This window comes from Microbacterium sp. GbtcB4, assembly GCF_019091465.1.
GTDB lineage: Bacteria > Actinomycetota > Actinomycetes > Actinomycetales > Microbacteriaceae > Microbacterium > Microbacterium paraoxydans.
Genome location: NZ_JAGXJJ010000002.1, coordinates 150758 through 161445, shown reverse-complemented (window position 1 = coordinate 161445; position 10688 = coordinate 150758). Strand labels below are relative to the sequence as shown.

General features: G+C 70.6%; 12 protein-coding genes. 5 read left to right on the top strand and 7 right to left on the bottom strand.

Annotation, left to right across the window (positions count from 1 at the left end; translation table 11 throughout):
• Positions 1-23: 23 nt before the first annotated feature.
• The 5 genes from KVS71_RS04610 to KVS71_RS04590 all read right to left on the bottom strand — a co-directional run bounded on the left by KVS71_RS04610 (position 24) and on the right by KVS71_RS04590 (position 4625).
• Positions 24-1115 (bottom strand): ABC transporter ATP-binding protein, encoded by a 1092-nt coding sequence (locus KVS71_RS04610; RefSeq protein ID WP_217584029.1) that lies wholly within the window; start codon positions 1113-1115, stop codon positions 24-26.
• Positions 1112-1903, bottom strand: a complete 792-nt coding sequence (locus KVS71_RS04605; RefSeq protein WP_217584027.1) for an ABC transporter permease subunit — start codon at positions 1901-1903, stop codon at positions 1112-1114. Before KVS71_RS04605 ends, KVS71_RS04610 begins: the two co-directional genes overlap by 4 nt.
• The gene (locus tag KVS71_RS04600) at positions 1900-2745 is read right to left on the bottom strand and encodes an ABC transporter permease (RefSeq protein WP_368874559.1); all 846 of its coding nucleotides are present in this window, start codon (positions 2743-2745) and stop codon (positions 1900-1902) included. The genes KVS71_RS04605 and KVS71_RS04600 overlap by 4 nt, the downstream gene beginning before the upstream one ends.
• A gap of 89 nt (positions 2746-2834) precedes the next feature.
• Entirely contained in the window at positions 2835-3974 is a 1140-nt protein-coding gene (locus tag KVS71_RS04595; protein WP_217584023.1) for an ABC transporter substrate-binding protein, read from the bottom strand.
• Between the two features lie 135 nt (positions 3975-4109).
• Positions 4110-4625, bottom strand: a complete 516-nt coding sequence (locus KVS71_RS04590) for a GNAT family N-acetyltransferase (protein ID WP_144880668.1) — start codon at positions 4623-4625, stop codon at positions 4110-4112.
• Between the two features lie 105 nt (positions 4626-4730).
• On the opposite strand from KVS71_RS04590, the gene KVS71_RS04585 reads away from it, so the two are divergent.
• Positions 4731-5504: a TSUP family transporter gene (locus tag KVS71_RS04585; protein ID WP_060921721.1), complete on the top strand. Its 774-nt coding sequence runs from the start codon at positions 4731-4733 to the stop codon at positions 5502-5504.
• A 105-nt stretch (positions 5505-5609) separates the two neighbouring features.
• Here the strand turns inward: KVS71_RS04585 and aspS are convergent, their stop codons facing one another.
• Positions 5610-7388: an aspartate--tRNA ligase gene (gene aspS, locus KVS71_RS04580; protein WP_217584021.1), complete on the bottom strand. Its 1779-nt coding sequence runs from the start codon at positions 7386-7388 to the stop codon at positions 5610-5612.
• A gap of 132 nt (positions 7389-7520) precedes the next feature.
• Between aspS and KVS71_RS04575 the strand changes: the two genes are divergently transcribed.
• A complete protein-coding gene (locus KVS71_RS04575) occupies positions 7521-7910 on the top strand; it encodes a DUF5684 domain-containing protein (RefSeq protein ID WP_217584019.1) in 390 nt (129 codons plus the stop codon).
• 1 nt (position 7911) lies between these two features.
• The gene (locus KVS71_RS04570) at positions 7912-8553 is read left to right on the top strand and encodes a histidine phosphatase family protein (protein ID WP_025104448.1); all 642 of its coding nucleotides are present in this window, start codon (positions 7912-7914) and stop codon (positions 8551-8553) included.
• A 66-nt stretch (positions 8554-8619) separates the two neighbouring features.
• Here KVS71_RS04570 and KVS71_RS04565 read toward each other — a convergent pair whose 3' ends face one another.
• Positions 8620-9513 (bottom strand): NAD(P)/FAD-dependent oxidoreductase, encoded by an 894-nt coding sequence (locus tag KVS71_RS04565; protein WP_217584017.1) that lies wholly within the window; start codon positions 9511-9513, stop codon positions 8620-8622.
• Positions 9514-9568: 55 nt separating this feature from the next.
• On the opposite strand from KVS71_RS04565, the gene KVS71_RS04560 reads away from it, so the two are divergent.
• Together KVS71_RS04560 and KVS71_RS04555 are read left to right on the top strand one after the other, a co-directional pair.
• Complete coding sequence (locus KVS71_RS04560; RefSeq protein ID WP_060921714.1) at positions 9569-9973, top strand: MerR family transcriptional regulator; 405 nt, start codon at positions 9569-9571, stop codon at positions 9971-9973.
• Positions 9974-10028: 55 nt separating this feature from the next.
• On the top strand, positions 10029-10679 hold the full coding sequence (locus KVS71_RS04555) for a TlpA disulfide reductase family protein (RefSeq protein ID WP_082749996.1): 651 nt from the start codon (positions 10029-10031) through the stop codon (positions 10677-10679).
• The last annotated feature ends 9 nt before the right edge of the window (positions 10680-10688 follow it).

The following is a 10688-nucleotide window of genomic DNA, read 5'->3' as shown; positions in this document are numbered from 1 at the left end:
CGACGTGAACCGGGGGCCACGGGTCAGCCGCGGGGACGCGCGACCACCGGGGCGGGGGCCACCGCGATGCGGACGCGGTCGCCGAACGACGGGTGCACGGCGGGATCGTGCTGCACGCGGACGAGCTCACCCGACTCCGTGCGCACGAGGGTCCGCCGCATGCTGCCGAGGAACGTGCTCTCCTCCACGAGCGCATCGGTGGCGGCGTCCTCCGCGGAGGTGAAGCGGACGTTCTCCGGACGGAGGTACACGTCGACGGGGCCGTCGGCGGGGGTCTGCAACGGGAGACGCTGCCCCCACACGACGACGTGCTCGCCGTCCGCGACGCCGGACACGACGCTGGAGAGGCCCACGAATGCGGCGACCTCGGCGGTCGCGGGAGTCGTGTACAGCTCTTCCGGGGAGCCGATCTGCTCGATGCGACCCGCGTTCATGACCGCGATCCGGTCGGACACCGCGAGGGCCTCCTCCTGATCGTGCGTGACGAACACGGTCGTGATGCCGAGCCGCAGCTGAATGCGCCGGATCTCGTCACGGAGCTGCACGCGCACCTTCGCGTCGAGTGCCGACAGCGGCTCGTCGAGCAGCAGCACCCGAGGCTCCGTGACGAGGGCGCGAGCCAGGGCCACCCGCTGCTGCTGCCCGCCGGAGAGCTGATGCGGGAAACGGTCGGCCAGGTCGGCCAGACCCACGAGGGCGAGCGCGTCGAGGGCCCGTCGCGCCGCCTCACCCTTGCCGACACCCCGACGACGGAGCCCGAAGGCCGTGTTGTCGACGACGCGGAGGTGCGGGAACAGCGAGTACGACTGGAACACCATCCCGATGTCGCGCCGGTTGGTCGGCACCCGCGAGACATCTCCGCCGCCGAGGAGGACAGTCCCCTCGTCGGCGCCCTCGAGTCCGGCGAGCACGCGGAGCAGGGTGGTCTTCCCGCAGCCGGACGGGCCGAGCAGCGAGACGAACTCCCCGGGAGCGATGTCGAGGTCGACGCCGTGCAGCACCCTCGTGCCGCCGTAGCTCTTCACGATGCCGTGCAGCTCGACCCGCGTGCCCTCGCCGGCCTGGGCGAGCAGCAGGTTGTCCTTGGTGCGCGGGAGTGCGTGATCGAGGGTCATGAGCGGGCCTTTCGCGGACCGCGGGCGACGCGGCCGATGAGCAGGAGCAGGAGGAAGACGAACAGCAGGGCGAGCAGCGTGAAGATCGCGGGCGCGAACGGGTCCTGCTTCTGCACCACGACCATCGCCGTCTGGAAGACCTGCCGGTTGAGGAGGGACGCGATCGTGAACTCCCCGAGCACCACCGCGATGGAGATCAGCGCGGCGGCGAGCAGGCCCTGTCGGAGGTTCGGCGCGAGGACACGGAGCACGACCGTCGTCCACCCCGCCCCGAGCGAGCGTGCTGCCTCGGACAGCGTGCGCAGATCGGCGGCATCGATGGATGCCTGGATCGAGCGGAACGCGAAGGGGAGGACGGTGACGCCGTAGGCGAAGGCGAGGGTCCAGGTGCCGGTGCCGACGGTGCGACCGATCTGCAGGTAGATCGGCGCGAGGCCCACCACGAGGACGATCGCGGGGATCGAGATCGGGAGGAGCGCGACGAACTCGAAGGCCGCCTTCAGTCTGGGGAAGCGCAGGTTCACGAGGATCATCGTGGGGGCCAGGAGGAACAGCACGATCGCCACGGTCACCACTGCGAGGATCAGCGAGTTGCCGAGCCCCGTCCAGATGGGCTTGAGGGTCGCCGACGCCGCGGGGTCGAAGAGGGCGGCCCAGTGCGCGAAGGAGAGGCCGTCCGTGCCGCGCAGCGTGAAGAGGAACGTCGACACGAGAGGCACAGCGAAGAACGCGCCGACCACGATGCCGATCACCGCACGGGTCGCGCGGGACGGGGCGAGGCCGTTCATGCCTGCCACCGCGCGGCGCGTCGCTGGATGACCGAGTACAGCGCCATCACGACGCCGACCACGACGATCATGCCGAGGGCGAGAGCGCCCGCGAGATTCTCCCGGCCGAGCAGGGTCTCGCTCGTGAGCGCCGTGCGGATCTGCAGCGGGACGATCTGCGAGCCCTGACTCGCGAGCGCCGCGGCCGTGGCGTAGGAGGAGAACGCGTTCGCGAAGAGCAGCAGCAGGCTCGCGAGGAACGACGGCGCCAGCACCGGGAGGCCGACCCGCAGCCAGAAGCTCGTCCTGCTGCCCCCGAGGGTGAGGTTCGCCTCGACCCACTGCGGCTTCAGGGCGGCGAGGGCGGGGAGGAAGGTGATGACCATGAGCGGCACCTGGAAGTAGATGTACGGGAGGATGAGGCCGGGCAGCTCGTACAGCCAGGTCCCCTCGGCGAAGATATCGATGCCGAACGTGTCGCGGAGGAGGACGGTGACCACGCCCTGGATGCCGATCATGGCGATGAAGGCGAAGGCGAGCATGACGCCGCCGAACTGCGCGAGGACCCCGGCTGCCGCGTCCACGGATCGCCGCACGACGCCGTCCGGGTTCATGCCGAGCAACGCATAGGAGACCAGGGCGCCGACGGTGGCGCCGACCGCCGCGGTGAGCAGGGACAGCCCCGCCGAGTTCGCGAAGGTCGTCAGCACGACCGGGTCGCCGAGGGCGGCGACGTTCGCCCAGGTGAAAGCACCGTCGCCGTCGAAGAACCCGGAGCCGATCGCGAGCACGGTCGGCACGGCGAGGAAGAGCAGCACGTAGGCGGCGAACGGTACGAGCCCCAGCCACGCCACGGATGGCACCGACCGCCGGGCCCGCGTGTGCGACGCGGGTCCGGCGGCGGTGCCGGGGGCGGACGCCGCGGCGTCCACCCCCGGTGCGACGACGGTGGTCACTGGACCGCCGCTGCCCACTTCTCGCCGAGCAGCGTGCCGGCGTTCTCGGACTGCTCCTCGGTCGGCACGACGGTCTCCTCCGGGGCCTCGGGGAGAGCGGCCGCGAGCTTCTCGTCGATCGTGCCGGCCTCGGTCATCGCCTCCATGCGCACCGGACGGGCGCCGCCCTTCAGCCACAGGTTCTGCACCTCGTCGCTGTAGAGGAACTCCTGCCACAGACGCGCGGCGGCCGGGTTCGGGGCGTCGACGTTGATGGCCTGGTTGTAGTAGCCCGCGTAGCCGGTGCCGTCGAAGACCACGACCTTCCAGTCCGGGTTGTCGGCCGTGTGGGCCGCGTTCAGGTAGTCCCAGTCGAAGACCACGGGGGTCTCGCCGCTGGCGACGGTCGCGGTCGTGACGTCGACCTTGAGGAGGTTCCCTGCCTTCTGCAGGTCGGCGAAGAAGTCGATGCCCGGCTGGAAGTCGTCGAGCGTGCCGTCCGACTGCACCGTCGCCAGGCCCACGGCGGCGAAGGCGGCGCCGGCCTGCGTCGGGTCGCCGTTGATGGCCACGGCACCCTTGTAGTCGGCGGAGAGCAGGTCGGACAGCTCAGCCGGCGCCTCGAACTTCGAGGAGTCGTAGCCGATCGACATGTAGCCGCCGTAGTCGCCGACAAAGAGGCCGGTGGGCTCCTTCAGCTCCTCGGGGATGTCGTCCCAGGTCTGGACCTTGTAAGGAGCGAAGGCATCGGTGTTCTGCAGAGCGACGGTGAGGCCGAGGTCGAAGACGTCGGGGGCGGTGTCGAGGCCCTTGTTCGTCTCGGCCGCCTGGATCTCCTCGGCGCTGGAGACGTCGGGCGAGGCCTCGTTGATGGTGATCTCGGGGTACTTCTCCGCGAACAGGTCGAGGATCTCGCCGTAGTTCGCCCAGTCGCGAGGGAGGGCGATGACATTGAGCTGACCCTCCTCCTTCGCGGCCGCCTCCAGATCGGCGAACGAGCCGAAGTCCTCGACGGAGGTCGCGCTCGCCGCGTCCACGGCGTCGTCACCGGCGGCCGGGGTGTCGGTCGCGGAGGCGCAGGAGGTCAGAGCGATGACGGCCGCGGTGGCCAGGGCGATGCCGGCGCCGATGCGTGCGCGGCGGATGGAGCGTGCCATGAGTGTCCTCTCGGTGTCCGGCGCTGTGAGCCGGTGTCGGGTTGCGAGAGGACACTACGAGTCCGAGGTAGCCACACGGAGCGGTGCGGGTGAACGGTCGGTGTCGGGCGGGTGGCGCGGCGATGCGCCGCGGATTCACCGCTGCGGGACGGTGTACTTGAAGCCGCGGTGCGAGCCCACGTAGCCGAGGCGCTCGTAGAACCGGTGGGCGTCGGTGCGGGCGGCGTCGGAGGTGAGCTGCACCATGGCCGCACCGAGCGCGGGCGCCGCCGCGTCGCCGACCCAGCGCATGACCGCGGAGCCGATGCCGGACGAGCGCAGGTCGCTGCGCACCCGGACCGCTTCGACGAGCAGCCGCCGGGCGCCGCGGCGTGCCATGCCCGGGATCGACGTGAGCTGAAGGGTGCCGACCACCGCGCCGTCGAGCTCGACCACGAGGAGGTCGTTGGAGGGATCGGCCAGGATCTCGCGGAGGCCGCGCTCGTACGCCGGACGGTCCTCGTCGGACGCCACGTCGCCGCGGGCGGCGCTGATCGGATCGTCGGCGAGCAGCGCGATGACGGCGTCGGCATCGGCCTCGGTCGCCCGCCGGAGCACGGCGTCCCCGCTCCTCGACGCGAACGGATGCGGAAGCGGGAGAGCGGCGAGCATGAGCCCAGTCTGCCAGCGGAGGATGCGGGACGGCGCCCGCGGGTCTGGAATCATGGCGGAGTGGATATCGGCAGCCTCCTCGGACTCGAGCAGCTCACCTGGGGGATGCTGATCCTCATCATCGTGGCGGCGTTCAGCGCCGGGTGGATCGACGCGGTCGTCGGCGGCGGAGGGCTGCTGCAGCTCCCGGCGCTCCTCCTCATCCCCGGCATCGCCCCGGTCCAGGCGCTCGCGACGAACAAGCTCGCCTCCGTGTTCGGGACCGCGACCAGCAGCATCACCTACTACCGCCGGGCCAAGCCCGACCTCCGTACGGCCCTGCCGATGGCGGTGATCGCGTTGATCGGCTCGTTCGGGGGCGCGGCGGTCGCCACGGTGCTGCCCCCGGCCGCCTTCAAGCCCATCATCGTGATCGCGCTGCTGGCGGTGGCCCTGTTCACGGCGCTCCGGCCGCAGCTCGGGGCCGCGACGCAGCTGCGCTTCCACGGGCACAAGCACCACATCATGGCGGGGCTCGCCGGGCTCGGCATCGGGTTCTACGACGGGATGATCGGTCCGGGGACGGGCACCTTCCTCGTGATCACCCTCGTCGCGCTGCTGGGCTACGACTTCCTGCAGGCGAGCGCGAAGGCCAAGATCGTGAATCTCGCGACGAACGCGGGGGCGCTGCTCCTCTTCATCCCGCACGGCTCGGTGCTGTGGCTGCTCGGGGGCATCCTCGCGGTCGCGAACGTCGGGGGCAGCTACCTGGGCTCGCGGATGGCCATCTCCCGCGGCACGACGTTCATCCGCGTGGTGTTCCTCGTCGTCGTGGTGGCTCTCATCGCGAAGCTCGGCGTCGACGTGTGGAACGAGAACCTCGCCCCCCTCTTCGCCTGATTCCCCTTCTTCCTCTCTTCGCCGAGACCCCGGGTACGCGACGAGACCCCGGGCTGCCGGCGGCAGCGTCCCGGGGTCTCGGCGGAAAGACGGGGTCTCGGCGGGTCAGGCCTCGTCCTCGGGGGTGAAGTCCACACCGGCCTCGGCGCGCTGCTCGGGGGTGATCGGCGCGGGAGCGGAGGTGAGGGGATCGAAACCGTTCCCGGACTTCGGGAAGGCGATGACGTCGCGGATCGACTCGGTCTTCGTCAGGTGCTGGAGCACGCGGTCCATGCCCAGCGCGATGCCGCCGTGCGGGGGAGCGCCGAACTTGAACGCGTCGAGGAGGAAGCCGAACTGCTCCTGCGCGACCTCGTCGCTGATGCCCATGACCTCGAAGACCCGCTTCTGGATGTCCTCGCGGTGGATGCGGATGGACCCGCCGCCGAGCTCCGAGCCGTTGCACACGATGTCGTACGCGTAGGCGAGGGCCGAGCCGGGGTCGGTGTCGAACGTGTCCTCGAACTCGGGCTTCGGACCCGTGAACGCGTGGTGCACGGCCGTCCACGCACCCGCGCCCACCGCGACGTCACCGGAGGCCACCGCGTCGGCGGCCGGCTCGAACATGGGGGCGTCGACGACCCAGGTGAAGGCGAACTCGTCCGGGTTCAGGTACCCGAGGCGACGGCCGATCTCGACCCGCGCGGCGCCGAGCAGCGCCCGGCTCTCCTTGGTGGCACCGGCGGCGAAGAACACGCAGTCGCCCGGCTCGGCGCCGACGAACTCCGCCAGGCCCGCCTGCTCGGCCTCGGACAGGTTCTTCGCGGCGGGGCCGCCCAGGGTGCCGTCCTCGTTGAACAGCACGTAGGCGAGACCACGGGCGCCGCGCTGCTTGGCCCAGTCCTGCCAGGCGTCGAGCTGCTTGCGCGGCTGGCTGGCACCGCCGGGCATGCGCACCGCACCGACGTACTCGGCCTGGAACACGCGGAACGGGGTGTCCTTGAAGTAGTCCGTCGCCTCGACGAGCTCGAGTCCGAAGCGGAGGTCGGGCTTGTCGGAGCCGTACTTCGCCATGGCGTCGGCGTACGTCATCCGCGGCAGCGGGGTCTGCACCTCGACGCCGATCGTCTTCCACATCGCCACGATGAGCGACTCCATGAGGGCGATCACGTCCTCCTGGTCGACGAAGCTCATTTCGATGTCGAGCTGCGTGAACTCGGGCTGACGGTCGGCGCGGAAGTCCTCGTCGCGGTAGCAGCGGGCGATCTGGAAGTACTTCTCGACACCGCCGACCATCAGCAGCTGCTTGAAGAGCTGCGGGGACTGGGGGAGGGCGTACCAGCTGCCCGGGTGCAGACGGGCCGGGACGACGAAGTCGCGGGCGCCCTCCGGCGTGGAACGGGTGAGGGTCGGGGTCTCGACCTCGGTGAAGTCCTCGGCGTGCAGCACGTCCCGGATCGCCTTGTAGACGTCGGACCGCAGGCGCAGCGCGGAGGCGGCGGCCGGGCGGCGGAGATCGAGGTAGCGATACTTCAGGCGCGCCTCCTCGCCGACGGTCTCGGTGTCGGCCAGTGCGGTCGAGACCTGGAACGGCAGCGGGGCCGACTCGTTCAGCACCTCGACGTCGGCCGCGATGACCTCGATCTCGCCGGAGGGGAGGTTCGGGTTCGCGTTGCCCTCGGGGCGCCGCGACACCTCGCCGGTGACCTTGAGGACGAACTCGTTGCGCAGCGGGTGGGCGATCTCCTCGTCGCGGATGACGACCTGGGCGATGCCCGACCCGTCCCGCAGATCGATGAAAGCGACGCCTCCGTGGTCACGACGACGATCGACCCACCCGGTGAGGGTGACGGTCTGACCGATGTTCTCGGCGCGCAGGGAGCCTGCGGAGTGGGTGCGCAGCACGGAGGATTCCTCCTGATCCGGGGAAAGATGAACCCGCCCAGTCTACGCGGGCGTCCCGGCCCTTCCCGGCCGGGTCGCCAGCGCGGAGCAGCGGCACCTCAGTAGGATCGCCACGACGAAAGGCGGACCCCCATGCACCTCTCCATCTCGGATGGCAACGGCCTTCCCGACCTGTTCGGCGCGATCTTCTCCGGCACGACGGGACTCATCGCCCTCATCTTCTACATCCTCGTCGTGGTCGGCCTGTGGAAGGTCTTCACGAAGGCGGGGTACCCCGGCATCCTCGCGATCATCCCGATCGTCAACGTCGTGTTCCTCGTGAAGATCGCCGGGATGTCGGGCTGGTTCGCCCTGCTCTACCTCGTGCCGATCGCGAACTTCGTCCTCGGGGTCATCGTCGCGTTCAAGCTCGGCGCGCGCTTCGGCAAGGGCGGGGTGTTCTCGTTCTTCCTGCTGTTCCTGTTCCCCTACATCGGCTATCTGATCCTCGGGTTCGGCGACTCCCGGTACCGCGAGGTCTGACGTGGCGGCATCACTTCTGCACCTCGTTCGCCACGGTGAGGTGCACAACCCGTCCCGCGTGCTCTACGGACGGCTGCCCGATTATCACCTCAGCACCGCAGGGGAGGAGATGGCCCAGGCGGCGGCGGAGCACGTGGCGGGGCTCGGCGATCCGGTGACCGCGCTGTTCGCGTCGCCGCTGGAGCGTGCGCAGGAGTCGGCCGCCCCGTTCGCGGAGGTGTTCGACCTCGAGCCCGAGACGGACATCCGCCTGATCGAGCCGACGAACGTGTTCGAGGGCACCCGGATGCGGCGGTCGCTGATGAACCCGATGAACTGGTGGCACCTGCGTCAGCCGTCGCTGCCGAGCTGGGGGGAGCCGTACGCCTCGATCGCAGAGCGCATGCTCGGCGTGATGGACGAGGCGTGGACGGCCGCCGCCGAGATCCCGACCGCGGGGGACATCGTGATGGTGTCGCATCAGGCGCCGATCTGGATCACGCACCTCCGCGTGGCCGGCCTCCCGCTGCAGCACGATCCGCGGACCCGCCGTTGCGCCCTGTCGAGTGTGACCTCGTTCGCACGCGTGGGCGACGTCTGGCGCGAGGTCTCGTACGCCGAGCCCGCCGCGACCGGCGGTGCTGTCGACGTCGGGGCTGTCTGATCCCCGTTCGAATCGCCTGAATGGCCCCATCCGGCCCGGAGATGGGACCGGTCGGGCGATTCGAAGTCAGAGGGACTGGAGCACCCCCACCGCGGCGAGCTGTCCCGCGGCGGCGGCGAGGAGGACCGAGGCCATCGGGCCGGGGAGGGTCGCGCGATGGGCGAGGTCGCCCGCGGCGAAGACCCCCGGAAGCGACGTCCGTCCGAACTCGTCGATCTCGATGGACCCCGACTCCAGGAGTCGGAGCCCGAGGTCCATGGCGAAGGGCGCCCGGTGCCGCATCGTGCCGGAGGCCACGAACACCCCCGCGACGTCGAGGTCGCCCTCTGCGCTGCGCACCCGCACCCCGTCTCCGTCTGCGGCGACAGCCTCGACCGGAGCGGAGGCCACCCGTACCCCGAGCTCCTCCAGCGCGACACGGTCCTCCGCGGCGAATGGCTCGCCCACCGGGACCAACGTGATCTCGCCGACGATACGGCCGAGCAACCCGATCAGATGGGCCGCCCGGGGAGCCGCCCCGAGGATCGCGATCGGCTTCCCGGCGTGCTCGTGTCCGTCGCAGAACGGGCAGCTGAAGACCCGGACGCCCCACAGTTCGGCGAGACCCGGCACCGGCGGCAGGTCGTCCGCGACGCCGGTCGCCAGGATCACCCGTCGGGCGTCGGCCACCGACCCGTCGGCGAGGCTCACCGAGAAGCCCGTCTCCGCGTCGCCCGAGATCCGCTGCGCCGCGACGTCCCGCGTCTCGACGTCCGCATAGGCCGCGAGCTCCGTGCGGGCCTCGGCGCGGAGGTCCGCCGGGGCCTTCCCGTCGGCGCCGATCATGTTGTGCATGTGTCGCACGGTGCCGTTGCGGTACTCGCCGGAGTCCAGCAGGAGCACGGGCCGGTGCATCCGTCCGAGGGTGAGCGCCGCCTGGAGTCCGGCAGGGCCGGCACCGATCACGATCGCGTCGTACATGGGGGTTCCCTTCTCGCGTCTTGCGTTCGGCACCAGTCTGTGACTTCATGTCAACATGAAGTCAAGCGACCCGCACCCCTGGTCCGTCGGCGAGGTCGCCGCGCGGTTCGACCTGCCGACGAACGTGCTGCGGCACTGGGAGACCGTCGGACTGCTCCGGCCGCCCCGCGACCCGGCGGGCCGGCGTCGGTACGGCGAGGACGAGGTCGTGCGCATCGCCGTCATCCAGCGCAGCAAGGCCGCCGGGATGAGCCTCGACCAGATCGCCGTGCTCCTCGACGACGGCAGCGCCGGGCGGCATCAGGTGCTGCAGCAACATCTCGACGACCTCGACCGGCGGATGGAGGAGATGCGGCGATCGCGGGAGATGACCGAGCACGCCATGGGGTGCCGGGCGCACGACATCGCGACCTGTCCGCGGTTCCGCGCCGGGGTGGACGACGTGCTCGCGCGCTTCTGACTCCCCCCGGGGGTACCCGGCCGATGCATAGGAAGCTCTGCGTAAACTCGGAGACGTGTCCCGCGCTTCCAGGATTCACCCGATCCGCAACGGCCGCCCCTCCCGTCTTCGGCCCCTCGGCCGCCTGGGCGGAGCCGCGCTCGCTGCGGTGCTCGCCGTCGGTCTGAGCGCCTGCGCTCCCGACGCCGTGAGCGAGTCGTTCCTGAACGGCGAGAACACCGGCTATGTCGCGGCCGACGGCGCGATCGTCGAGATCCCCGTCGCCGAACGCGGCGAGCCGGTCGAGTTCGCCGGGGTCACCGAGCACGGCGAGGACTTCGACAGCGCCGACATCGCCGGGAAGGTCGCGGTCGTGAACTTCTGGTACGCCGGCTGCGCCCCGTGCCGCGTCGAGGCCCCTGACCTGGAGGCCGTCTGGCAGGAGCACCAGGACGCGGACGTGCAGTTCATCGGCATCAACACGCGCGACCAGGCGGACACGGCTGTCGCGTTCGCCGACGAGTTCGGGATCACCTACCCGAGCCTCATCGACGTGGACACCGCCCAGGCCAAGCTCGCCTTCGCGAAGGTCGTGCCGATCTCGGCCACCCCCACCACGCTCGTGCTCGACAAGCAGGGCCGCGTCGCCGCGAAGATCATCGGTCCGATCGACGGCACCTCCGTGCTCTCCACGCTCGTCAAGGACGCGCTGGCGGAGGACTCCTGATGTCCGCGA

Coding starts and splice junctions, on each gene's coding strand:
- KVS71_RS04610 (WP_217584029.1), bottom strand. CDS start 1,115: ATGACCCTCGATCACGCACTCCCGCGCACCAAGGACAACCTGCTGCTC.
- KVS71_RS04605 (WP_217584027.1), bottom strand. CDS start 1,903: ATGAACGGCCTCGCCCCGTCCCGCGCGACCCGTGCGGTGATCGGCATC.
- KVS71_RS04595 (WP_217584023.1), bottom strand. CDS start 3,974: ATGGCACGCTCCATCCGCCGCGCACGCATCGGCGCCGGCATCGCCCTG.
- KVS71_RS04590 (WP_144880668.1), bottom strand. CDS start 4,625: ATGCTCGCCGCTCTCCCGCTTCCGCATCCGTTCGCGTCGAGGAGCGGG.
- KVS71_RS04585 (WP_060921721.1), top strand. CDS start 4,731: ATGCTGATCCTCATCATCGTGGCGGCGTTCAGCGCCGGGTGGATCGAC.
- KVS71_RS04575 (WP_217584019.1), top strand. CDS start 7,521: ATGCACCTCTCCATCTCGGATGGCAACGGCCTTCCCGACCTGTTCGGC.
- KVS71_RS04565 (WP_217584017.1), bottom strand. CDS start 9,513: ATGTACGACGCGATCGTGATCGGTGCCGGCCCTGCCGGACTCCAGGCG.
- KVS71_RS04560 (WP_060921714.1), top strand. CDS start 9,569: ATGAAGTCAAGCGACCCGCACCCCTGGTCCGTCGGCGAGGTCGCCGCG.